This window comes from Pseudomonas sp. B21-009 (assembly GCF_024749345.1).
GTDB lineage: Bacteria > Pseudomonadota > Gammaproteobacteria > Pseudomonadales > Pseudomonadaceae > Aquipseudomonas.
This window is the reverse complement of sequence record NZ_CP087199.1, coordinates 1389687-1411329: the sequence shown is the minus strand read 5'-3', so window position 1 is coordinate 1411329 and position 21643 is coordinate 1389687. Positions and strand designations below refer to the sequence as shown.

General features: G+C 61.9%; 23 protein-coding genes and 1 tRNA gene. 7 read left to right on the top strand and 17 right to left on the bottom strand.

The window, feature by feature from the left end; translation table 11 throughout:
• Positions 1-10: 10 nt before the first annotated feature.
• A complete protein-coding gene (locus tag LOY34_RS06465) occupies positions 11-925 on the bottom strand; it encodes a helix-turn-helix domain-containing protein (RefSeq protein WP_045193518.1) in 915 nt (304 codons plus the stop codon).
• Between the two features lie 174 nt (positions 926-1099).
• On the opposite strand from LOY34_RS06465, the gene LOY34_RS06460 reads away from it, so the two are divergent.
• Genes LOY34_RS06460 through LOY34_RS06450 form a run of 3 tightly spaced genes read left to right on the top strand, consistent with a single transcriptional unit; the run spans position 1100 to position 4892 of the window.
• Positions 1100-2458, top strand: coding sequence for a glutamine synthetase family protein (locus LOY34_RS06460; protein WP_045193707.1), 1359 nt, complete (start codon positions 1100-1102; stop codon positions 2456-2458).
• A gap of 50 nt (positions 2459-2508) precedes the next feature.
• Entirely contained in the window at positions 2509-3597 is a 1089-nt protein-coding gene (locus LOY34_RS06455; RefSeq protein WP_195885867.1) for a polyamine ABC transporter substrate-binding protein, read from the top strand.
• A complete protein-coding gene (locus tag LOY34_RS06450) occupies positions 3594-4892 on the top strand; it encodes an FAD-binding oxidoreductase (protein WP_195885866.1) in 1299 nt (432 codons plus the stop codon). Before LOY34_RS06455 ends, LOY34_RS06450 begins: the two co-directional genes overlap by 4 nt.
• Positions 4893-4946: 54 nt before the next feature.
• Here the strand turns inward: LOY34_RS06450 and LOY34_RS06445 are convergent, their stop codons facing one another.
• Positions 4947-5372, bottom strand: coding sequence for a hypothetical protein (locus LOY34_RS06445; RefSeq protein ID WP_195885865.1), 426 nt, complete (start codon positions 5370-5372; stop codon positions 4947-4949).
• Between the two features lie 101 nt (positions 5373-5473).
• Between LOY34_RS06445 and LOY34_RS06440 the strand changes: the two genes are divergently transcribed.
• The gene (locus tag LOY34_RS06440; RefSeq protein WP_093386431.1) at positions 5474-6121 is read left to right on the top strand and encodes a TetR/AcrR family transcriptional regulator; all 648 of its coding nucleotides are present in this window, start codon (positions 5474-5476) and stop codon (positions 6119-6121) included.
• Between the two features lie 6 nt (positions 6122-6127).
• On the opposite strand, the gene LOY34_RS06435 is transcribed toward LOY34_RS06440, so the two are convergent.
• Both LOY34_RS06435 and LOY34_RS06430 read right to left on the bottom strand, forming a co-directional pair.
• Positions 6128-6808 (bottom strand): peptidoglycan DD-metalloendopeptidase family protein, encoded by a 681-nt coding sequence (locus tag LOY34_RS06435; RefSeq protein WP_195885864.1) that lies wholly within the window; start codon positions 6806-6808, stop codon positions 6128-6130.
• Positions 6809-6856: 48 nt separating this feature from the next.
• Positions 6857-7738: a LysR family transcriptional regulator gene (locus tag LOY34_RS06430; protein WP_195885863.1), complete on the bottom strand. Its 882-nt coding sequence runs from the start codon at positions 7736-7738 to the stop codon at positions 6857-6859.
• A 91-nt stretch (positions 7739-7829) separates the two neighbouring features.
• On the opposite strand from LOY34_RS06430, the gene LOY34_RS06425 reads away from it, so the two are divergent.
• Positions 7830-8780 carry a DMT family transporter gene (locus tag LOY34_RS06425; protein WP_195885862.1) on the top strand — a complete coding sequence of 317 codons (951 nt, stop codon included), beginning with the start codon at positions 7830-7832 and terminating at the stop codon, positions 8778-8780.
• Here the strand turns inward: LOY34_RS06425 and LOY34_RS06420 are convergent.
• On the bottom strand, positions 8722-9180 hold the full coding sequence (locus tag LOY34_RS06420; protein ID WP_123565829.1) for a carboxypeptidase regulatory-like domain-containing protein: 459 nt from the start codon (positions 9178-9180) through the stop codon (positions 8722-8724). The genes LOY34_RS06425 and LOY34_RS06420 overlap by 59 nt on opposite strands.
• Positions 9181-9328: 148 nt before the next feature.
• On the opposite strand from LOY34_RS06420, the gene LOY34_RS06415 reads away from it, so the two are divergent.
• A complete protein-coding gene (locus tag LOY34_RS06415; protein WP_195885861.1) occupies positions 9329-10582 on the top strand; it encodes an ankyrin repeat domain-containing protein in 1254 nt (417 codons plus the stop codon).
• 3 nt (positions 10583-10585) lie between these two features.
• Here LOY34_RS06415 and LOY34_RS06410 read toward each other — a convergent pair whose 3' ends face one another.
• Together LOY34_RS06410 and LOY34_RS06405 are read right to left on the bottom strand one after the other, a co-directional pair.
• A complete protein-coding gene (locus LOY34_RS06410; protein ID WP_045193528.1) occupies positions 10586-11206 on the bottom strand; it encodes a CatB-related O-acetyltransferase in 621 nt (206 codons plus the stop codon).
• A gap of 17 nt (positions 11207-11223) precedes the next feature.
• Positions 11224-12108, bottom strand: coding sequence for a glycosyltransferase family 2 protein (locus LOY34_RS06405; RefSeq protein ID WP_093386460.1), 885 nt, complete (start codon positions 12106-12108; stop codon positions 11224-11226).
• Between the two features lie 269 nt (positions 12109-12377).
• Between LOY34_RS06405 and LOY34_RS06400 the strand changes: the two genes are divergently transcribed.
• Positions 12378-14549, top strand: coding sequence for a TonB-dependent receptor (locus tag LOY34_RS06400; RefSeq protein WP_408980902.1), 2172 nt, complete (start codon positions 12378-12380; stop codon positions 14547-14549).
• 60 nt (positions 14550-14609) lie between these two features.
• Here LOY34_RS06400 and LOY34_RS06395 read toward each other — a convergent pair.
• The 10 genes from LOY34_RS06395 to ybgC form a co-directional block, all read right to left on the bottom strand.
• Positions 14610-14685 (bottom strand) — tRNA-Lys (locus LOY34_RS06395).
• A gap of 61 nt (positions 14686-14746) precedes the next feature.
• Positions 14747-15421, bottom strand: coding sequence for a 7-cyano-7-deazaguanine synthase QueC (gene queC, locus LOY34_RS06390; RefSeq protein ID WP_045193531.1), 675 nt, complete (start codon positions 15419-15421; stop codon positions 14747-14749).
• Positions 15422-15434: 13 nt separating this feature from the next.
• Positions 15435-16082: a 7-carboxy-7-deazaguanine synthase QueE gene (gene queE, locus LOY34_RS06385; RefSeq protein ID WP_093386470.1), complete on the bottom strand. Its 648-nt coding sequence runs from the start codon at positions 16080-16082 to the stop codon at positions 15435-15437.
• A gap of 158 nt (positions 16083-16240) precedes the next feature.
• Positions 16241-17044: a tol-pal system protein YbgF gene (ybgF, locus tag LOY34_RS06380; protein WP_195885859.1), complete on the bottom strand. Its 804-nt coding sequence runs from the start codon at positions 17042-17044 to the stop codon at positions 16241-16243.
• A 6-nt stretch (positions 17045-17050) separates the two neighbouring features.
• On the bottom strand, positions 17051-17548 hold the full coding sequence (gene pal / locus LOY34_RS06375; protein WP_010223188.1) for a peptidoglycan-associated lipoprotein Pal: 498 nt from the start codon (positions 17546-17548) through the stop codon (positions 17051-17053).
• Between the two features lie 52 nt (positions 17549-17600).
• Positions 17601-18902: a Tol-Pal system beta propeller repeat protein TolB gene (tolB, locus tag LOY34_RS06370; RefSeq protein ID WP_045193535.1), complete on the bottom strand. Its 1302-nt coding sequence runs from the start codon at positions 18900-18902 to the stop codon at positions 17601-17603.
• Positions 18899-19975: a cell envelope integrity protein TolA gene (gene tolA, locus LOY34_RS06365; protein ID WP_045193536.1), complete on the bottom strand. Its 1077-nt coding sequence runs from the start codon at positions 19973-19975 to the stop codon at positions 18899-18901. Before tolA ends, tolB begins: the two co-directional genes overlap by 4 nt.
• On the bottom strand, positions 19975-20427 hold the full coding sequence (gene tolR / locus LOY34_RS06360) for a protein TolR (protein ID WP_045193537.1): 453 nt from the start codon (positions 20425-20427) through the stop codon (positions 19975-19977). The genes tolA and tolR overlap by 1 nt, the downstream gene beginning before the upstream one ends.
• Positions 20428-20441: 14 nt before the next feature.
• Positions 20442-21137 carry a protein TolQ gene (gene tolQ / locus LOY34_RS06355; protein ID WP_010223192.1) on the bottom strand — a complete coding sequence of 232 codons (696 nt, stop codon included), beginning with the start codon at positions 21135-21137 and terminating at the stop codon, positions 20442-20444.
• Positions 21138-21139: 2 nt separating this feature from the next.
• Positions 21140-21595 carry a tol-pal system-associated acyl-CoA thioesterase gene (gene ybgC, locus LOY34_RS06350; protein ID WP_045193538.1) on the bottom strand — a complete coding sequence of 152 codons (456 nt, stop codon included), beginning with the start codon at positions 21593-21595 and terminating at the stop codon, positions 21140-21142.
• Positions 21596-21643 lie beyond the last annotated feature (48 nt).

The following is a 21643-nucleotide window of genomic DNA, read 5'->3' as shown; positions in this document are numbered from 1 at the left end:
CCACTGCTGGCTATCTGACTGACAGCGCCACGCGCTTCAGGGTCTCGCTGGGCAGCTCCTTGAACAGCTTGCGGTAGCTGTCGGAAAACCGTCCCAGGTGCCAGAACGACCAATGCATGGCCACTTCGGCGACGGTGGTATCGCTGGGCGTGCAACTGAGCAATTCACGCCGTGCACTGTTGAGCCGGCGCAAGCGCAGCCACTGCGCCGGGGCCATGCCGGTGAAGGTCTTGAAGGCGTGCTGCAGCTGGCGCAGGGACACCCCGGCAACCTGCGAAAGCTCAAGCAGATTGAGGGTTTCTTCCGGGCAATCTGCCGCCCATTCGCCAACCTTGCGCATGATTGCGCGCTCTTCGGTACGCCGCCACAACGCCCCGCGATCGAGGCAGATACACGCGTTATCGAGGATGAACAGGCAGTCTTCCAGCAACTGCGCGGCCAATGCGTCCTGGCTTGGCGGGTCGATGGTCTGCGAGATGCGCGTGAGGGTGCCGCTCAGCCAGCGGCTGAACAGCTCGTTCTGCATCGAGTTCAACGGCGCCATGAACAGCCCGTCGAGGCGGGCGATGTCCAGGCTGTGGCGCTGGACGAATTCCGGGCCGAACACCACGGCCACTTCCTGGTAGTTCTCCGGGGTGATCCAGATGTTGCGGCTTTCGCCATTGAGCACGTAAAGACTGTGATCGTTGCGGTCGAAACAAAACGCCAGGGAGCCGGCCGGCGCACTGAAATTCTGCTCGACCCGGGTGTTCATGCACTCCTCGTAGATCTCCACGCCCTGCAGGTCGAGGCAGCGCAGCTGGCCGGCGAAATGCCCGGGAGACATCTGTTGGTAATGCTGGGTCCAGCCCGGGGTGGCACGGACCTGTTCGGTGACATCGGCGGTGTTGAAAGCTTGAACCCGCAAAGGCGTTGACGCTGTCATGAGCTGCTCTTTATGCACTCTTTTGGTGCATTTTAGTCTTGCTGAAAGTGGATAGATCGAATGCGCAAGCGTCACCCAAGATAGACCTCAACGCGCTACAGGGGAAGCCGCTTGGGTGGCAAGCCGGTCGCAACTGCCGGTCCTGGCGTGGATAAAACCAACAACGAGGTCTTTATGAATGCCCCTTTCGATCAGCTGTCTGCGTGGCTGAAAGAACACAAGATTACCGAAGTCGAGTGCGTGGTCAGTGATCTGACCGGTATCGCCCGCGGCAAGATCGCACCGACCAACAAGTTCCTGCATGAACGAGGCATGCGCCTGCCGGAAAGTGTGCTTCTGCAAACGGTAACCGGGGACTTTGTCGACGACGACATCTACTACGACCTGCTCGATCCGGCCGACATCGACATGGTCTGCCGCCCGGATTCGGCGGCGGTGTACGTGGTGCCATGGGCCATCGAGCCGACCGCCGTGGTGATCCACGACACCTTCGACAAGCAAGGTAACCCGATCGAGCTGTCGCCGCGCAACGTGCTCAAGAAAGTCCTCAAGCTCTACACCGACAAGGGCTGGCAGCCCATCGTCGCCCCGGAGATGGAGTTCTACCTGACCCAGCGCTGCGAAGACCCGGACTTGCCGCTGCAGGCGCCACTGGGCCGTTCGGGCCGGGCCGAAAGCGGCCGCCAGTCGTTCTCGATCGATGCCGCCAACGAATTCGACCCGCTGTTCGAAGACGTCTATGACTGGTGCGAAGCCCAGGGCCTGGACCTCGACACGCTGATCCACGAAGACGGCCCGGCGCAGATGGAAATCAACTTCCGTCACGGCGACGCCCTCGACCTTGCCGACCAGATCACCGTGTTCAAGCGCACCATGCGCGAGGCGGCGCTCAAGCACAACGTCACCGCCACCTTCATGGCCAAGCCAGTGGGCGACGAGCCGGGCAGCGCCATGCACCTGCACCAGAGTGTGGTCGACATCGCCACCGGCAAGCCGATCTTCGTCGACGACAACGGGCAAATGAGCGAGCTGTTTCTGCATCACATCGGCGGCTTGCAAAAGTACATCCCCAAAGTGCTGCCGATGTTCGCCCCCAACGTCAACTCGTTCCGCCGTTTCCTGCCCGACACCTCGGCGCCGGTGAACGTCGAATGGGGCGAAGAGAACCGCACCGTGGGCCTGCGCGTACCGACCTCGAGCCCCGAGGCGATGCGCGTGGAAAACCGCCTGCCCGGCGCCGATGCCAACCCTTACCTGGCGATTGCCGCCAGCCTGCTGTGCGGCTACCTGGGCATGGTCGAGAAGATCAACCCCAGCGCTCCGGTCCAGGGCCGCGCCTACGAGCGGCGCAACCTGCGCCTGCCGATCACCATCGAAGACGCCCTGGCGCACATGGAAGACTGCCCGACCATCGAGCAGTACCTGGGCAGCAAGTTCGTCCGCGGCTACGTGGCGGTCAAGCGTGCCGAGCACGAGAACTTCAAACGGGTGATCAGCTCCTGGGAGCGCGAATTCCTGCTGCTCAGCGTCTGAGCCCGAGCTTGTAACAAGTATCGAAAACAACAATTCGAAAAGGTGTCGATATGCGTCCCATGAAAACAGTCGTAACTGCAACCCTGGCGCTGCTGGTCAGCGCCGTGGCCCAGGCCCAGCCCAGTGTCAGCGTGTACAACTGGACCGACTACATCGGTGAAACCACCCTGGCGGATTTTCAGGGCAGCACCGGTATCAAGGTCATCTACGACGTGTTCGACTCCAACGAAACCCTGGAAGGCAAGTTGCTCGCCGGTCGCACCGGCTACGACGTGGTCGTGCCTTCCAACCACTTCCTGGCCCGTCAGGTCAAAGCCGGGGCCTTTCTGAAACTGGACCGCGAGCAGTTGCCGAACTGGAAGAACCTCGACCCGGTGCTGCTCAAGTTCCTCCAGGAGAACGACGCCGACAACCTGCACTCGGTGCCCTACCTGTGGGGCACCAACGGCATCGGCTACAACGTCGACAAGGTCAAGCAGGTGCTGGGCGTCGACCACATCGATTCCTGGGCAGTAATGTTCGAGCCCGAGAACCTGAAAAAGCTCAGCCAGTGCGGCGTGTCGTTCATGGACTCGGCCGACGAACTGTTCCCGGCCATCCTCAACTACATGGGCAAGGATCCGCGCAGCGAAAAGCCTGAAGACTACAAGGCGGCCGAGGCCAAACTGCTGACCCTGCGCCCCTACATCACCTATTTCCACTCGTCCAAATATGTCTCGGACCTGGCCAACGGCGATATCTGCGTGGCCTTCGGCTATTCGGGCGACGTGTTCCAGGCCGCCAACCGCGCCAAGGAAGCCAACAACGGCGTGAACATCGCCTACGCCATTCCCAAGGAAGGCAGCAACCTGTGGTTCGACCTGCTGGCGATTCCTTCCGACGCCAGCAACCCGAAAGCGGCCTACGCCTTCATCAACTACCTGCTCGACCCGAAAGTGATCGCCAAGGTCAGCGGCGTGGTCGGCTACGCCAACGCCAACCCGCCGGCCAAGCAGTACATGGACGCGGAGCTGGTCAACAACCCCGAGGTCTACCCACCGCAAGCGGTGCTCGACAAGCTGTATGTGTCCAGCACCCCGACGCCGGCGATCATGCGCCTGATGACCCGCTCCTGGAGCAAAGTGAAGTCGAACAAATGAACCAGTACAGCCCTGAACACGCCCGCTCCTACTACAGCGCCACCGCCCATGACCTGGCGCCCTACCCTGCCCTGGGCGCCGATCTGCAGGCCGATGTCTGCGTGATCGGCGGCGGTTTTACCGGGGTCAACTGCGCCATCGAACTGGCCCAGCGCGGGCTCTCGGTGATCCTCCTCGAAGCCCGGCGCATCGGCTGGGGCGCCAGCGGGCGCAACGGCGGCCAGCTGATCCGCGGTATCGGCCATGAGGTCGAGGGCTTTGCCCGCTACGTTGGCCAGGAGGGGGTGAAGTACCTGCAACGCGCCGGCATCGAATCGGTCGAGGTGGTGGCCGAGCGCGTCCGCACCCACGGCATCGATTGCGACCTGCGCTGGGGCTTTTGCGAACTGGCCAACACCCCGGCGCAGTTCGCCGCCTTGCGTGCCGAGCAGCAAAGCCTGGCCGAGCAGAATTATCAGCATGAAACGCAATTGATCGGGCCTGAGCAGATGCATCAGGTGGTCGCCTCCGACCTGTATGCCGGCGGCCTGATCGACCGCGGCTCGGGCCACCTGCATCCGCTCAACCTGGTGCTGGGCGAGGCACGCGTGGCCGAGACTCTCGGCGTGCGCATCTTCGAACAGAGCCCGGTGCTGGAAATCAGCCATGGCGCCACTGCGCAGGTACGCACCCGGCACGGTACGGTGCGCGCCGGCAGCCTGGTGCTGGCCTGCAACGCGCACCTGGATGAACTGGAGCCGCGCCTGAGCGGCAAGGTATTGCCCGCCGGCAGCTACATCATCGCCACCGAGCCGCTGTCCCAGGCGCAGGCCGAGCAGCTGATTCCGCAGAACCTGTCGCTGTGCGACCAGAAGGTTGGCCTCGACTATTACCGGCTGTCGGCCGACCGCCGCCTGCTGTTCGGTGGTGCCTGCCACTACTCCGGGCGCGACCCTGCGGATATCGCTGCCTACATGAAACCGAAGATGCTCAAGGTGTTCCCGCAACTGGCCAATACCCGCATCGACTTCCAGTGGGGCGGCAAGATCGGCATCACCGCCAATCGCTTCCCCCAGGTCGGCCGCCTGCAACAGCACCCGAACGTGTTCTATGCCCAGGGCTACAGCGGCCATGGCCTGAACGTCACCCACTGGACCGCGCGGCTGCTGGCCGAGGCCATTCACGCCGGGCACAGCCAGGGCCTGGATGTGTTCAGCGCGGTGCCGCACCTGACCTTCCCCGGCGGCAAGGCCCTGCGCTCGCCGTTGCTGGCGTTGGGGATGTTCTGGTACCGGCTGCGCGAGGTGCTGGGCTAGTCAGCGCCCACCCCTGGCAATCACCTTTTTTCCTCCTGTGCGCTTGCGGCCGACTCAATTGGGCGGCTGCTGCGTTGCCCGCCCTGTGGTCAACAAGCTCAAGGCCAGGTTATGGGCCAGCGCCGCCCCGGGGACGGCGTGCACCGGCACGCCATAAACTGCTGCCAGTACCGGTGCCAGGCCGGTCAGTTCGGCAAGGTTGCCCGGCTGCCCGGTTGCCGTCAGGACCATGCCCCGGCACCACGACGCCAGCCACTGGCGCTGGCCCTTGAGCCACAGCACCAGACGCTTGCGCGCCTGCAGGTCATCCTCGGCCGCTGGCGGCATGGGCGGATAGACCAGGACAAACTCACGGTTGCGCGTCAGCAACGCTTCGACCTCGACAATCCAGCGCTCTACCTCGTCGAGATTGGCAGGCATGGACTTGACGTGAACCAGCGGAAACTCACCGGCATCGAACAGAACCCATTGGTTGAGCATCATCGTACACCTCGATTTAATACTGTACTGTACGATACACTTCTTTCAGCAAAGATCAACCCAAACGAGATTTGTTCTCGTTAAGTGACGGACAAGCAACCATGAGTACTGACTGCGAAAACCCCAGGAAGGCCAGCCCGCGCCTCACCGCTCGCGGGCTTCAGCGCCGCCACGCATTGATCGAGGCGGCCACCCGGACGTTTATCGAGCACGGTTTTGAAGGCGCCACCCTGGACATGATCATCGACCTGGCCGGCGGCTCACGCGGGACGCTGTACAGCAGCTTCGGCGGCAAGGAAGGTTTGTTTGCCGCAGTGATTGAACGAATGATCGAAGAGATCTTCGTTGCCCCAGACCCCGGCAGCGCCGCACACGACTCGCTTGAACGCGTGCTCGAACACTACGGGCGCCGCTTTCTGCACGGCCTGCTGGCGCCCAGAAGCATCGGCCTGTATCGCTTGATCGTGGCCGAAGCGCCGCGTTTTCCGCAGATCGGCGAGCACTTCTACACCCTGGGCCCCGAGCGCAGCTACCAGTTGCTGGCCGAGCGCCTGGGGCAACTGCACGGTATCCAGGCCGACCGGCAAACCCTCAGCCTGGTTGCTTGCCAGTTTCTGGAGATGCTCAAGGCCGACCTGTTTCTCAAGGCGGTCAGCATGCCGGCCTATACCCCGGCCAGCGAGGACATCGAGCAACGTCTGCAACTGAGCGTGAAGATCATCGCCCACTACCTGCAAGCGACGCCTTGAGCATCCTCAGCTGGCCGGCAACACGCTCAGCGGATCGATCGGCTTGCCGTTCTGGCGGATTTCGAAGTACAGCTGCACGCGGTCGGTATCCAGATCGCCGGCTTCGGCAATCTTCTGGCCCTTGCTGACGCTCTGGCCTTCCTTGACCAGCAACTTGCTGTTGTGGCCGTAGACGCTGGCATGGGCAGTGCCGTGCTGGAGGATGATCAGGTTGCCGTAGCCGCGGATGTTGGTCGCGAACGCGACCTTGCCGGCAAGGCTGGCGTACACCGGCTGGCCCGGGGTGGCGGCGATGCGGATGCCCTTGTTGAGCTTGTCGGCAGAGGAATAGCGGCGGATCAGCGTGCCCTGCAGCGGCCACGCCCAGCCGCGCAGGGTGACCTTGGTGGCCGGCGCCACGGGCCGGGCCTTGCTGCCAGTGCCGGTGGTGCGCGTGGTGCTCTTCGAGCCGCCGAAGCGGATGGTCTGGCCGACATTCACCGCGTAGGGCGCACTGATGCCGTTGTAGCGCGCCAGTTCCTTGAAGTTCCAGCCATGGCGCGAGGCAATCGAGTACAGGGTATCGCCGCGCTTGACCTTGTAGGTGCCGGCCACGACTTTGTTGGCGGAGCTACCGGGGCTTGGGGAATGCGAACTGCATGCAGACATCGCCAGCATTACGGCGATCAGAACAAACCTGAAAAACACACCACTTCCTTTTCCCGGAGACGCCGTTGACGAGGGCGCTACTATAAATCAGTCCGCAGCGTTACGCGGCAATGTCCGTGCAAGTTCGATAAAAGCCCGGGTCGCGGGCGAGATGATGCGCTCATCGACCACCGCCAGCCCCACCATCCGCTTGACCGGCGGATCGAGCGGGCGCTGCACATAAGCCAGGCTCGTGGGCAACGGCAAGGACGATTGCGCGACGATGCTCACGCCGTCACCACGGGCAACCATCTCCAGGGTGCTGAGCAGTTGCGAGGTGCGGTAGCGAATGCGGGGTTGCAGCCTGGCGGCAAGAAACAGCCGCGAGACGATCTCGGCTGAACCGGCCTCGGTCAATACGAAGGGGTCCAGGCACAGTTGCTTGAGCGTCACTGAAGCGAGCTGCGCCAGCGCATGATCGGCGGGCAGCAGCGCAACCATCTGGTCCTCCAGCAGCGGGTAGCTGTCGAACTGCTCTTCAGGCAGCACCACGAAGCCGACATCGATGCGCCGCTCCTGCAGCCAGTGCAGCACCTGGCGGTCCGGACCTTCGTCGACATGCACCTCGATACCGGGGTACGCCTGGCGGTAGGCAGCGAGAAACGCCGGCAGCAAGCGCACCGACGCTGTCGGCCCGAACGAGCCGATGCGCAGCGTACCCTGCTTCATGCCACGGGCATCGTGGGCTTCCTGGCGCAGGGTTTCGGCCAGGCCGAGCATGGCCTGGGCCCGCGGCAGCAGGCGGCTGCCAATATCGCTCAGCTCGATCTGCCCCTGCTGGCGCTCGAACAGGGCCACGCCAAGCTCTTGCTCCAGGGCGCGGATGGCGTGAGACACCCCTGATTGGGAGATTTTCAGTTGCGCCGCGGCAAGGGTGAAGCCTTTGCGCGCAGCGACCACGGCGAAGATTTCCAGCTGGGTCAAAGTCATCGAAAGCCCATGAGCGATTGCTCATTTCCCTATGAGTCGGCATTCGGACAAGTATGGCGCATCACCTGTCCGCCGTCAGCCGGGGCCCACCATGCCGTCTCAGTTTTGCACCTACCTGAAACTTGCGCTGGTCGCGATGATCTGGGGCGGCACCTTCGTTGCCGGTCGCGCCGTGGCCTGCGGTATCGATCCGCTGCTGCTCGGCAGCCTGCGCTTTGCCCTGGCCAGCCTGGTGCTGGCGATCATCCTGCGGGTGTCGAAAAAGGGTTTTGTCCGGCTGAGCAAGACCCAGGCCGTGCAAGTCGCCGGCCTGGGGTTTGCCGGCATCTATGCCTATACGCTGTTCTTCTTCCATGGCCTGCAGTACACCGATGCCTCCCGGGCTTCGCTGATCGTGGCGAGCAACCCTGCGGTCATGGCGATCATGGCCTACCTGTGTTTCAGGCAGCGCCTGGGCCGCACACAGTTGCTCGGCGTCGCCCTGTGCCTGCTGGGCGCGGGCTGGGTGGTGCTGGCCCGGGCGCCCGCAGCGATTGGCCAGGGCAGCTGGCTCGGCGATGGCTTGATCTTCGGCTGCGTGCTGAGCTGGGTGATCTTCAGTGTCTGCTGCAGCGGCCTGGTGAAACAGCTCGGCGCGCTGCACACGGTGACCTATGCGGTGTTCGCCGGGGCAGCGATGCTCAGCGTCCACGCCCTGCTCAATGGCAGCCTGAGCATCAGCGCATTGCACGCACTGTCGGCGCCCGAGTTACTCAGCCTGGGGTACCTGGGGGCACTGGGTTCGGCGCTGGCGTACGTGCTGTATTACGACGCCATCGCCAGGATCGGCGCCACCCGGGCCGGCAGTTTCATTGCCCTCAACCCGCTGACCGCCGTGGTCGCTGGCGCCCTTTTGCTGGGCGAGCAACTGAGCGGTGCCATGCTGGCCGGTGGCACGCTGCTGATCAGCGGCATACTGCTGGTCAACCGCGTGCCGGCACGGCTCAGTTGTCCTGCGGCCAGTGCAGGTTCACCGTGCCGGTCTGGCCGGGAACCAGGTTGACGGCGCCCAGTTGCTGCACGCCATTACGCGAGGCCACCAGGTTGTAATGACCCGGCGGCAGCTTGACGTAGACCATCGGCCCGACCTGGCTCAGTTGCAGCAAGGTTTGCCCCTGCCCGCCCTGGATCGCCAGGTCGACATCCGGCACATACTTGTTCTCGGGGCCGGTCGAGAAGGTCAGATGCAAGTTATAGCCCTGGACTTGCTGAATGGCCCGCGACTCATCGATGCCGATTCCGCCGCTGACATAGCTCACGCCATTCTGCTCCTGGGGTTGCAACTTGACCCCGGACATGTCGATCGGCTCCTGGTACTGCGCGGCCTGAACGTGCTGGGCCGGCCAGGCCAACAGCAACGCAGCCAGTGCCGTGGTGAACGCGAGTGTGCTGAAGGATTTCATTGCCATGACTCCTGCGCTACAGCGTCGATACCATTTTACCCCTCTCACTCCTGGCGTTTAGATCAATTCGGCGTGAGGCTTGCGGGCAATACAATGAGGGTTTCGCCGCGTGCTAGAGTCTGCGGCCCAATCCGAAGGTGGACCACGAATGGAACTCTCCCCCGCCGAACATCAGCTGTTGCAGGACCACCACCTGGCCCTGTTCGAAGGCTGCGTGATCTTCGATACTCAACCTGCAATCGACGCCGCCACCCTGGCGCGGATCGAAGCCCAACTGAGCGGCCCGCTACCCGCAGGGCTGTTGCAGCTGTGGCAGACCTGCCTGGGCGGTCGCGTCGGCTATGACCTGGAAGTGGTTTACGACGGCCACCGCCACCCGTTCTCCTTCAGCGAGCTGTTCTACCCGGATAGTGACGGCTACCGCGACCTCTGGGGCTGGATCGAGCACGAACAGGAGCAAGCCGAAGAAGCCGCCCGGGAACACGGCCGCCCCTGGAACGGCAAGCTCGACTACCTGCCGTTCGGCGGATTCGAATATCTGGAACGCTTGTACGTGTGCGTCACCCCGGGCCCCAACCATGGCGCGGTGATCGCCTGGAGCCGCGGGCTGCCGCCAGCCTGGGCCGGCAGCCTGCACCAGGACAGCCTGGCACGCATCGCCGACGACATCGCCGGGCTGTTCCACCTGCTGGCCTATGAACAAGACCCGTTCGACCCGCAGGCCGAGTACAGCAGCGCCAGCGAACTGCTCGAAGCGCTGGATGAACTGGAAGCAGCCGGTGAGTCGGGCGTGACGCTCAAGGCGCGGCTTGAGACCTTGCTACGCGAACGAGTACTGGACTGGCGCCCGGCACTGGCTGACGGCAGCCTCGCCGGACAACCACGCCTGCGCCAACTGGCGCTGCTCGATGCGGCCAGCCATGGCGATATCGAGCGCCTGGCAGCCCTGCGCAAGGCCGGCTGCGACCTGAGAGAAGTGCTGCGCGGACACGGCGCCAGCCTGGAATGCTGCCTGCAGCATGGGCACCTGGAAGCTGCCAGCTGGTTGCTCGACCAGGGCATGCCGGTGCAAGCCGATACGCTGCTGGTGGGCGCTGCGCAGGTAACGCCGGCGCTGGCCAAGCGTTTGCTGGGCCTGGGGGCGATAACTGAGCCCAGTGCGGTGCTCAGCGCCATCGCCCAGGACCACCTGGACAGCGCCGAGGCCATGGCCCGGCCACTGCTTGAAGCCTCGCCGGACAGTGCCAGTGCCTTGCAAAAGGCCTTGCTCGAACGCGCCGAGCAGCAGCGGCGCGATGCCAAGCGGATCAAGGCCGGCACGTTGTACAGCAACCTCAGTGCCGCCGACTACCTGGCCGAAGCCGAACGCATCGACGCGCTGCGCCAGCGCCTGTTCAACTGACTGTCAGCCGTTACGGGCCTTGATGTAGGCAAGAAAGCTATCAAGGTCCGAGCTGCTGAGCATCCGCGAGACAGCTTTGACTTCATCCATGGGCCAGTCCCACCAGGCCGCTTCGAGCAAGGTGTTGCGCACCTCTTCGTCAAACCGCCACCTGATCTGCTTGCACGGGTTGCCGCCGACCACCGCAAACGGCGGCACATCGCGGGTCACCAGCGCACCGGCGGCGACAATCGCGCCATGGCCGATGGTCACGCCCGAGAGGATCACCGCGTTGGTGCAGATCCAGCAGTCGCTGCCGATCACCACATCGCCCTTGCTCGGCGCATAGTCCTTGATGTCCTTGACGGCATCGACCATGGCCGGGAACGGGTAAGTGGTCAGCCAGTCGGTACGGTGCTCACCGCCGAGCAGTATCTGTACGCCCGCTGCGATCGAGGTGTAGGAACCGATCTTCAGCACTGTATCGTCACCGAACTCAACAACTTCCGGAATCCCGTAGGTGCCTACCCCGACGCTATAACGTGGGTAACGCAGCCTGATCTTTTCTGCCGCACGCTCAAGCTTGTCCATCGAGCGCAGTCGTTTGCGCTCACGCCGCTGTTTCAAGAGGTCGAATAACTTCACAAAGGGGTCCTTGCTGATCAACGGTGCAGTACGAGGCGCTTCAGGCGTTTGAATGTGGTGCGGTTGTAATGGCGTAGCGGGATCGAGCGCAACAGTTGCCAGGCAAATTTCTTGTCGGCGACCACCGCATACTTCAATGCCTTGTTGATCAACACCGTCCTGCCCTGCTGATACCCGGGATGCGTTTTGAAGGGCGCCATCGCCAGCATATCGGCATCCAGCAGGACCTTGAACTTTCGCGACAGGTTGTTGGGGTGGCGGCGATAGCGCGTCACGCATACCGGCAACTCGTGAATCTGGTAGCCCTTGCTGGCGATCCTGAGGGTGATCTGGAAATCCTGGACCTTGATCGCCGGGTCGTAGAATTGCGCCGCGCGCATCGCCTGCATGCGGTACAACGCGCCCGGCGCACCGATGACCACTGCCTCGCGGACGATCTGGTCGAAGCTGAAGGTCTTTACCTCGGTGCGCTGCTGGGTCTTGGTTTCGGCGCCATCGCTGTCCATGTAGGCGATCAGGGCGCCGACGCAGCCGACCTCGGGGTGCTCGTCCAGGTACCTGGCCCTGACGCTGAGCGAATGCGGGAGCATGATGTCGTCCAGGTCCGGAGTGGACACATACACGCCCCGGGCATGCTTGAGGCCATTGTTCAGCGTGGCACTGACGCCCTGATTGTGCTGGGTCAGCAGGGTGAAAGCGTAGGTGTCCTGCAGCGCCCGGAGCATGGCAAGGCTGTTGTCCGTCGAGCCATCGTCGACAATGATCACCTCGAAGTTGGGGTAATCCTGGGCAAAGATGCTCTGCAGCGCGGCCTCAAGGTACTTCTCGGCGTTGTAGCAAGGAGCGACGACCGAGATCAGTGGCGGCGACTGCGAAGGCTGCTGGGCGTGTTCTTGGGTCATTACGGGTAAAAGCCTTATGCCGGCCTCACGACGGAGGCGGGTCATCTTTGAGTTCGAAGTGGCACCATGATGCTGGAACTCTGCCTGGTTGTCATGGTTCGCTCCAGAAACATGTCGAAACACCTACAGTTGCAAGAAAGGTAAGCGGCGAGATTATCATCAGCAGCGTAACTGCTAATAATTCTCATAAACACTTACATTTAATTTTCACTGGGGTGAAACTTTACATGTCTTGCCAACTTGCTCGTGGTCGTTCATCGCATTCCTTCATGGCTTCAGCGCTGGGCCTTGCCGTCGCTTCAACATCAAGCTATTCGCTCGCCGAGAAGGCATCCAGCCCGCCCCTGGAGCTGGGCAATATCAACATCGATGCCAAGGCCAGCAGCGACTACAAGACTGAACGCTCGGCGTCGGGCAAGTACACCACCACCCTGCTCGACACCCCGCAGACCATCACCGTGGTGCCCTCCCAGGTAATCAAGGAGCAGCAGGCCCTGAGCCTGCGCCAGGTACTGTCCAACGTCTCCGGCATCACCTTCAACGCCGGCGAAGGCGGTGGCGGCTCGGGCGACAGCATCAACATCCGTGGCTTCTCGGCCAACAGCAATATCCAGATCGACGGCTTGCGCGACAGCGCCCAGACCAACCGCACCGACACCTTCAATGTCGAGCAGGTCGAAGTCATCAAAGGCCCCAACTCGGTGTTCGGCGGTGCCGGCACCACCGGCGGCAGCATCAACATCATCAGCAAGCAGCCCCAGGACCAGGCCTTCACCCGCCTGGGCGGCAGTGTCGGCACCGACAGCTACTACCGCATGACCCTGGACAGCAACCAGCCGCTGGAGGGCGTAGGGCATGACAGCGCGTTTCGCATCAACCTCATGGGTCATCAGAACGATGTGGCCGGCCGCGAACAGATCGACCGTGAACGCTGGGGGCTCGCCCCATCGCTGCGCCTGGGCCTGAGCGAATCCACGCGCCTGACCCTGAGCGCCTTCCACCAGGTCGATGACAACCTGCCCGACTACGGCGTACCGGCCCTGGACGGCAAACGCCTGGCCGGCGTCAGCCGCGAAGACTACTTCGGCTGGAAGAACCTCGACAAGGAAGAGATCGAGCAAAGCTCGTTCACCGCCAACTTCGAACACGACTTCAACGACAACCTGCGCCTGCAAAACCTTACGCGCTACAGCCACATTGCCCGCGATACCACGGTTTCGGCTTCGCACGTCAACACCACCGGCCTGCCGCCTGGCCGCTATCGCCCCGCCGGCCCCCAGGGCTACGGGCGCGATGCGACCACCGAAATGTGGATCAACCAGACCAATCTGATCAGCAACTTCAAGCTGCTGGGCATGCGCCATGACCTGGTCACCGGCATGGAAGTGTCACGCGAAACCATGGACCTGAAGACCTACGGCTACGGCTTGAGCAACGCCCTGTATCCGGCCAATGGCTATGACTTGAGCAACCCGCCGGGGCATTGGTCGGGGCCGGCCAACAAGGCCACCAGCGGCTATACCGACACCGAACTGACCAACCAGGCGCTGTACATCTTCGATACCATCGCCCTGCATGAGCAATGGGACCTGAACCTGGGCCTGCGCTACGACAAGTTCAAAGGTCAGGCCCAAGGCTACGACGCCGGGCATGTGCGTACCTCCGACTTCGACTCCACCGACGAGAAACTCAGTGGCCGTGCCGGGCTGGTCTACAAACCGACTGAGAACGGGCGTATCTACCTGGCCTGGGGCAACTCCTTCAACCCTTCGGCAGAGAGCCTGGCCTCCACCGGCGGCGGCCTGAGCGCGGCCACCGAAAACCTCGCCCCGGAAAAGAACGAAACCTGGGAACTGGGGACCAAATGGGAGCTGCTCGACAAGCGCCTGGAACTGGACGCGGCGCTGTTTCGGGTAGAAAAGACCAACGCCCGCGAAACCATGGCCGACGGCTCCACCCAACTGGCCGGCAAGCAGCGTGTACAGGGCGTCGAAGTCGGGGTCACCGGGCATATCACCGAGCAGTGGGATGTGTTCGCCAACTACACCTTCCTCGACAGTGAAACCCTCAAGGCCGCCAACACTGCAGCCGGTATCGCCCGTGAAGGCCAGGCCCTGGGCAACACCCCGCCGCGCTCGCTGAACCTGTGGACCACTTACCAGTTGCCGGCCGGCTGGACCCTGGGCTATGGCGCGCGTTATGTCAGCGAACGCAACGTCACCTCCAGCACCAGCGCCAAGCTTGACGCCTACTGGCTGCACAACGCCATGGTGGCGTACCGGGTCAACGAAGACCTCGACCTGCAGCTGAACGTCAACAACCTGTTCGACAAGGATTACGTTGAGCGTGTGCGCCAGCAGAACGGCACCGATGCGCGTTCTTCGGCCATAGAGTACGGCGATGCGCGTTCGGCGATTCTGTCGGCGACCTACGCGTTCTGATAGGTAGGAAACGAAAAAGCCCGCGACCTTTGCAGGACGCGGGCTTTCTCTTACAGCGTATGGTGGGTCGTGTAGGATTCGAACCTACGACCAATTGGTTAAAAGCCAACTGCTCTACCAACTGAGCTAACGACCCGTTGGATGGCGCGTATAATACTGATTTCTAACAGGAAATCAACACCCCATCGCAAAATAATTTAAAAATATCTGGTCGGGTCCTCTACACCGGCGGCTTTAAAGCCGTCGGCGCGCAGGCGGCAGCTGTCACATTTGCCGCACGCACGGCCTTGGTCGTCGGCCTGATAGCAGGAAACGGTCAGGCTGTAATCCACCCCGCGGGCCATGCCGGCCTGGACGATCTGCGCCTTGCTGAGGTTCTGCAGCGGTGCCTGGATGCGAAAGCCGTTGCCTTCGACACCGGCTTTGGTAGCCAGGTTGGCCATGCGCTCGAACGCCTCGACGAACTCCGGGCGGCAATCCGGGTAACCGGAGTAATCCACGGCGTTGACGCCGATGAAGATATCGCGGGCTTCCAGTACTTCTGCCCAGCCCAGGGCCAGGGACAGGAACACCGTATTGCGTGCCGGCACGTAAGTGACCGGGATGCCTTCGCTCGGCGCTTCAGGTACATCGATGCTGCTGTCGGTCAGGGCCGAGCCGCCAATCCCGTCCAGGCTCAGGCCGATGACCTTGTGTTCGACCACGCCCAGGTCACGGGCAACCCGCGCTGCGGCGTTGAGCTCGGCGCGGTGGCGCTGGCCGTAGTCGAAGCTCATGGTGTAGCAGCTGTAGCCCTCGGCCTTGGCCATGGCAACAACAGTGGCCGAGTCGAGGCCGCCGGAAAGCAGAATTACCGCACGTTTCTCAGTCATTGCATCACTCCTGTCAGCGTCCCGGTTCGTCGTTCCACAGCAGTTTGTGCAGCTGCATCTGGAAACGAACCGGCAAATTATCGGCCACGATCCAGTCGGCCAGGTCGGTGGCACTCACCTGGTGGTGGCTGGGCGAGAAGAGGACATCGCCAGCGCGTTTTTCCAGGCCATATTGAATGAGCTTGGACACCGCCCAATCGTAGTCCTCACGGGAACAGATAACGAACTTGACCTGGTCATTCGGGGTCAGCAGCTCGATATTCTCGTAACGGTTGCGGTGAACTTCCTCGGAGCCTGGGGTTTTCAGGTCGACCACGCGACTGACCCGGGTGTCGACCCTGGAAATATCCAGGGCGCCACTGGTCTCCAGCGAAACCTCGTAACCGGCGTCGCACAGTTGCTTGAGCAAAGGGATGGCATTGGGCTGGGCCAGCGGCTCGCCGCCGGTGACGCAGACATAGCGCGGCTTGAAGCCGGCGACCTGGTCGAGGATCGAGTCGAGGGTGCGGATGCTGCCGCCACTGAATGCGTACTCGCTGTCGCAATACTGGCAACGCAGCGGGCAGCCGGTGAGGCGGACGAATACCGTGGGCAGCCCAGCGGTACGCGTTTCACCCTGCAAAGAGTAAAAAACTTCGGTAATGCGTAATGTGTCTTGCATAGTCGCCACGGGCGTAACAGCTAAACAGGCTGTCCGCCTCCGTCAGGCACTGCTGAGAACCCGTCATCGCGTAGTTCGCAGCAGCGTGTTTCATAAAAGGGCAGTGATTCTAACGAAAAAACCCGCGACTAGCGCGGGTTTCTTTTAAAACGGCTGGTTCAGAGCTTTTGCAAATCGCGCTGGGCCAGTTGTGCAGCCGAGGTACCCGGGTACTGGGTAACCACCTGCTGGAGAATGCCCTTGACCCGGTCGGTGTGACCCAGGCGGCGTTCCACGTCGGCGAGCTTGTACAGCGAATCCGGCACCTTGTTGTGCTTGGGATACAGCTGGCTCACTTTGGCAAAGGCTTGCCCTGCCGCTTGCAGGTCACCTTTGGCCAGGTTTACTTCACCGAGCCAGTACTGGGCGTTGCCGGCATACTGGCTGTTCGGGTACTTGCGCAGGAAGGCGTTGAACGCCTGGCTGGCCTTGTCGAAATCCTTGGCTTTGATCAGGTCGAAAGCAGCGTCGTAATAGAGCTTCTCTTTCGCCGGATCGCCAGGTTCGCTGCTGGCGGCAGGCTGCTGGCCGGTGGCAGCACCGGTGGCTTCGCCACCGGCTGGGGAATTGGGCGGAGTGGCGGCAGGTGCAACACCGCTTCCGATACGCCGATCCAGGTCCTGGTAACGCTCCAGGCTCTCCTGTTTCATGCGTGACACGTCATTTTGCAGCTCTTCAATGACGCCTTGTTGACGCGCTATCTGCTCCTGCATTTGCTGCAGTTGCATGAACAGCTGGCCCTGTGCCGAGGCAGGGGCCGTAACCCCTCCCCCGGCATAGGCGCCGTTCGTACCATAACCCGCAGGCGGATAGCTGCTTGCGCCGCTATAGCCTGCGTTGTCATCAACAACAGGAACCTCAGCCCAGGCCATGAGAGGCAGGGTGAGAGCCAGGACGGTTACAGCACGACGGCACGTTCGCATATCGAATTACTTACGCAGTTCGACGCGACGGTTCTGAGCCCAGGACTGCTCGTCGTTACCGGTAGCAACTGGACGCTCTTCGCCGTAGGAAACCAGTTCCAGCTGGGCAGGAGAAACGCCTTGCAGTACCAGGTAGCGTTGAACGGCTTTCGCACGACGCTCGCCCAGAGCCATGTTGTATTCGCGAGTACCACGCTCGTCGGTGTTACCTTCCAGAACGACGCGAGCGCCGTTGCCTTTCAGGTCCTTGGCATGAACGTCCAGAGCGCGCATGGCTTCTGGCTTCAGGTCCGAGCTGTCGTATTCGAAGTAGAAGGTGGTGATTGCGCGCAGAGCAGCTTCTTCGCTCAGGCTGCCGTCAACAGCGCCAGTGTTGGCACCGTAGCCAGCGTTAGGATCAACCTGGCCTTGACCAGCATCGTCGCCGCCTTTCGAGGAGCAACCTACAGCTACGGCCATGGCCAGAGCCAGCGCAGCAAACTTACCAAACTTCAGCATTTCCATCGTGAAACTCCTAATGAACCCCAGTGTGTTAAGTAAAACGTAAAGCGCCGCGTCAGTTCAGGTAAGGGGACCAGGACGGTTCTCTGACTTCGCCTTGAGCGGTAGGAAGCGGGAGCCTCACGCGTCCGTTGAGAGAGACGAGCATCAAGACTCCCCGGCCCTGCTGGCGGGTGGCGTAGATTAGCATGGTGCCGTTGGGCGCAACAGTGGGTGACTCATCAAGACTTGTTTCCGAGAGAATCTTTACACTGCCGCGTTGCAAATCTTGTGCAGCCACTTTGAAGTTGGTGAAACCTTGTTGGCGATGAATCATCACCAGGGTCTTTTCATCCGCCGACAGTTTAGGGTTGGCGTTGTAGTTACCCACGAAAGTTACCCGCTCTGCACCACCACCGGAAACATTGGTTTTGTAGATCTGTGGTTTACCACCGCGGTCGGAGGTGAAGTAGATGGTCGAGCCATCTTTACCCCAGAACGGTTCGGTGTTGATACCCGGGCCTGCGGTCACGCGCGACAGCTGGCGCGACCCCATGTTCATCACGTAGATGTCCGGGTTGCCGTCCTTGGACAGCACGAACGCCAGGCGCGAACCATCCGGCGACCAGGCTGGCGCACCGTTGAGGCCTTCGAAGTTGGTGATCTGCTCACGGCGACCGGTATCGATATGCTGGACGAAGATGCGCGGACGCTTCTGCTCGAACGACACGTAGGCAATGCGCTTGCCGTCTGGTGCAAAGCGCGGCGACAGGATCGGCTCACGCGACTGCAGCAGGGTTACCGCCCGCGCACCGTCGTAGTCCGAACGCTGCAGGGTGTAACGGGTGTTGTTGGTCGAGAAGCGCTCGGCGGTCACGTAAAGCATGCGGGTAGAGAATGCACCCTTGATGCCGGTGAGCTTTTCGAACGACTGGTCGGCGATGTAGTGCGACATGTCGCGCAGTTGATCGACGCTGCCCGAGACGCTGCCGGTCAGCACTTGCTGCTCGGTGGCGACGTTGAACAGCGCGTACTGCACCTGCAGGCGGCCGCCGGACGGAACGATGCTGCCGACCATCACGTACTGGGCGCCCAGGGCTTTCCAGTCACGGAAGATCACTTCGCTGGCCTGGCTCGGCTGGCTGATCATGTTCTGGCGCGGGATCGGCGAGTAATAACCGGAGTTGCGCAGGTCATTGCCGATGATGTCAGCCATGTCTTCAGGCAGCACGCTGCCGCCCTGCAGCCCGAACGGCACGACCGCGATCGGCGTGGCGCGATCGCTGCCGCTGGTGACCAGAATGTTCTTTTCATCTGCTACGGCCAACCCTGCTGCACAGCAGAGAACGACCAGCAGTCCTCGAAGAAGGTTAATCACAAGGCTAGATCCTCAGGTGTGAATGTCATCTTGAATGAACGATAGGGATTGAATTCGCTCGGTTTCAAGCCCTGCATTTCGGTTAAACGACCAATGTTCTTGACCGCTGCCACAGCCGAGCTGTCAAACGGACCGTCACCACTGGAGCGGGCTACGCTCACCGAGGTAATGGTGCCGTCCGGCAACATGCCGATCTGCAGGACCACCGTCATGTTCTTGCGCGCAGAAGGCGGACGTGCCCAGCCCTCGGCCGCACGTGCACGGATCAGGTCGTCGAAATCGCCGGCTACCTGGTCACCCTGCTCGTCAGCCAGGGCCTGCTGCCGTTCGGTGGTATCGGACAGAAGCTCGGCCAGGGCCTGGGCTTTCTTGTCTTCCGCCGCCTTGCGGGCTGCATCCTGTGCCTTCTTCTTGGCCGCATCAGCTGCGGCTTTCTTCTTGGCGTCTTCGGCGGCTTTCTTCTTCGCCTCTTCAGCCGTTGCTTTTTTCTTGGCGTCCTCGGCCGCCTTCTTCTTGGCGTCCTCGGCTGCTTTTTTCTTGGCTTCTTCAGCCGCCTGCTTCTTGGCCTCTTCGTCAGCCTTTTTCTTGGCTTCCTCTTCGGCCTTCTTCTTGGCGATGTCAGCCTGTTGCTTCTCGGCAGCCTTCTTCGCCTCTTCGGCTTTCTTGGCTTCGGCGGTTTTCTTCGCTTGCTCGGCCTTCTCGGCCTGTTCGGCTTTCTTCGCTTCAGCTTCGGCTCGCGCCTCTTCGGCCTTTTGAGCCGCTTCTTCTTTCTTTTGTTCCGCAGCCTTCACTGCCTGCTGCTCGACCTTCTTCTGTTCCATCTGTTCTTCTTCGGTTTGACGCGAAGCAGTCTTCTTGGCCTCACCGGCAATCTTCTGATTGGTCTGGGTGGTGGCCTGGCTCTTGGATTTGAGCTGGTACAGGGTTGCCTGGACAATAGGCTTGGCCGGCGGCAGCTCCGGGGTCATGGCAAAGCTGACGAACAGCATGCCGAACACCAGAACGTGCAGCGCAATGGCCCAGACACTGGGCCAGAAATAGCTTTCCGAGGCGGATGGCTCTCGCTGTTGCATCAGGGCGCCTCGGTAATCAGGCCAACGTTACCGACACCTGCCTTCTGCAACCCGCCCATGGCACCCATGACCGCGCCGTAGTCGACGGACTTGTCGCCACGGATGAAGACCTGGGTCTGCTTGCCCTGGTCACGGCCGGCGCTGATGATCTTGGTCACGGCGTCGGTCATTTGCGGCAAGGTCATGGCCTTGTCCATCTGCTTGTCGGTGTCGACTTCGCTGCCAAGGTTCCAGTAGTAGGTCTTGTCAGCCTTGATCGAAATGGTCAGGACCTGGGTGTTGTTGTCCTGCGGCAAGGCTTCACTGGAAACCTTGGGCAGGTCGACCTTCACGCCCTGGTTGAGCATCGGTGCGGTCACCATGAAAATCACCAGCAGTACCAGCATCACGTCGATGTATGGCACCACGTTCATTTCGGCGACCGGCTTGCGTTTGTGGCGAACTCGGGCCATGGGCTTTTACCTGATCACTCTTCGCTGGTGTGCACTTTACGGTGCAGGATGGCCTGGAACTCGTCGGCGAACGTGTAGTAACGGCCGATCAAGACTTCACTGCGGGCAGCGAAACGGTTGTAGGCAATAACCGCAGGGATCGCGGCGAACAGGCCGATCGCGGTGGCGATCAGGGCTTCGGCGATACCCGGGGCCACGGTGGCCAGGGTCGCTTGCTGCGCCGAGGCCAGGCCACGGAAGGAGTTCATGATGCCCCAGACGGTACCGAACAGGCCGATGTACGGGCTGGTGGAGCCGACGGTGGCGAGGAACGGCAGGCTCTGCTCGAGCTTCTCTTCCTCGCGGGAGATGGCTACGCGCATGGCCCGGCCAACGCCTTCCATGACCGCGTCCGGGTCGACGCCTGGCTGTTGGCGCAGACGCGAGAACTCTTTGAAGCCGGCGCGGAACACCTGCTCTACACCCGAATCCGGGTCCGGGTTGCTGCCAGCCTGACGATACAGCTTGGACAGGTCGATACCCGACCAGAAGCGCTCTTCAAAGCTGTCCAGCGCACGACGACCGGCGCGCAGCATGGTGCTGCGCTGGAAAATCATGATCCATGACGTTACCGATGCGGCCACCAGAATCAGCATGACCAGCTGCACCACGATGCTGGCATTGCTGACCAGGCTCCACATGGAGGTATGGTCGACGACGTTAGCTTCCACGCTTAATCTCCTGCATTTGAATGAGTACCCGGATCGCCCGCCTCGGCAAAGGCCGCGCGCAGCGCTTGGGGGATGGCCCGGGGTTTGAAAGTATCGGCGCGCACACAGGCCACCAGGAACTGCCCCTCACAGAGCAGCGTTGCATCTTTTTCGCGCCACACCTGCTGCACGAAGCGCAGGCTGGCGCGGTTCAATTCAAGCACTTGCGCGGTAACCCGCAACTCGTCGTCCAGCCGCGCTGGCGCGTGATAGCGCGCCTCGCTGGAATGGACCACGAACAGCAGGTTGTCCTGCGCCAGTGCCGACTGGGCAAAGCCCAGGTCACGCAACCGCTCGGTGCGGGCACGTTCCATGAATTTCAGGTAATTGACGTAATACACCACGCCGCCGGCATCGGTATCTTCGTAATAGACACGACAACGATGTGCGAACGGCTCTAGCTCGTTTTGCGCGCGCATACTCTAGTGCTAACTCCTCAGCTTGCCAATCCGCCCCGGCAACTGTTT

What these genes read in the sequence shown, in the direction of transcription:
- LOY34_RS06465 (WP_045193518.1), bottom strand. Translation starts at nt 925, where the DNA reads ATGACAGCGTCAACGCCTTTGCGGGTTCAAGCTTTCAACACCGCCGAT.
- LOY34_RS06460 (WP_045193707.1), top strand. Translation starts at nt 1,100, where the DNA reads ATGAATGCCCCTTTCGATCAGCTGTCTGCGTGGCTGAAAGAACACAAG.
- LOY34_RS06455 (WP_195885867.1), top strand. Translation starts at nt 2,509, where the DNA reads ATGCGTCCCATGAAAACAGTCGTAACTGCAACCCTGGCGCTGCTGGTC.
- LOY34_RS06450 (WP_195885866.1), top strand. Translation starts at nt 3,594, where the DNA reads ATGAACCAGTACAGCCCTGAACACGCCCGCTCCTACTACAGCGCCACC.
- LOY34_RS06445 (WP_195885865.1), bottom strand. Translation starts at nt 5,372, where the DNA reads ATGCTCAACCAATGGGTTCTGTTCGATGCCGGTGAGTTTCCGCTGGTT.
- LOY34_RS06440 (WP_093386431.1), top strand. Translation starts at nt 5,474, where the DNA reads ATGAGTACTGACTGCGAAAACCCCAGGAAGGCCAGCCCGCGCCTCACC.
- LOY34_RS06430 (WP_195885863.1), bottom strand. Translation starts at nt 7,738, where the DNA reads ATGACTTTGACCCAGCTGGAAATCTTCGCCGTGGTCGCTGCGCGCAAA.
- LOY34_RS06425 (WP_195885862.1), top strand. Translation starts at nt 7,830, where the DNA reads ATGCCGTCTCAGTTTTGCACCTACCTGAAACTTGCGCTGGTCGCGATG.
- LOY34_RS06420 (WP_123565829.1), bottom strand. Translation starts at nt 9,180, where the DNA reads ATGAAATCCTTCAGCACACTCGCGTTCACCACGGCACTGGCTGCGTTG.
- LOY34_RS06415 (WP_195885861.1), top strand. Translation starts at nt 9,329, where the DNA reads ATGGAACTCTCCCCCGCCGAACATCAGCTGTTGCAGGACCACCACCTG.
- LOY34_RS06405 (WP_093386460.1), bottom strand. Translation starts at nt 12,108, where the DNA reads ATGACCCAAGAACACGCCCAGCAGCCTTCGCAGTCGCCGCCACTGATC.
- LOY34_RS06400 (WP_408980902.1), top strand. Translation starts at nt 12,378, where the DNA reads ATGGCTTCAGCGCTGGGCCTTGCCGTCGCTTCAACATCAAGCTATTCG.
- queC (WP_045193531.1), bottom strand. Translation starts at nt 15,421, where the DNA reads ATGACTGAGAAACGTGCGGTAATTCTGCTTTCCGGCGGCCTCGACTCG.
- queE (WP_093386470.1), bottom strand. Translation starts at nt 16,082, where the DNA reads ATGCAAGACACATTACGCATTACCGAAGTTTTTTACTCTTTGCAGGGT.
- ybgF (WP_195885859.1), bottom strand. Translation starts at nt 17,044, where the DNA reads ATGCGAACGTGCCGTCGTGCTGTAACCGTCCTGGCTCTCACCCTGCCT.
- pal (WP_010223188.1), bottom strand. Translation starts at nt 17,548, where the DNA reads ATGGAAATGCTGAAGTTTGGTAAGTTTGCTGCGCTGGCTCTGGCCATG.
- tolA (WP_045193536.1), bottom strand. Translation starts at nt 19,975, where the DNA reads ATGCAACAGCGAGAGCCATCCGCCTCGGAAAGCTATTTCTGGCCCAGT.
- tolR (WP_045193537.1), bottom strand. Translation starts at nt 20,427, where the DNA reads ATGGCCCGAGTTCGCCACAAACGCAAGCCGGTCGCCGAAATGAACGTG.
- ybgC (WP_045193538.1), bottom strand. Translation starts at nt 21,595, where the DNA reads ATGCGCGCGCAAAACGAGCTAGAGCCGTTCGCACATCGTTGTCGTGTC.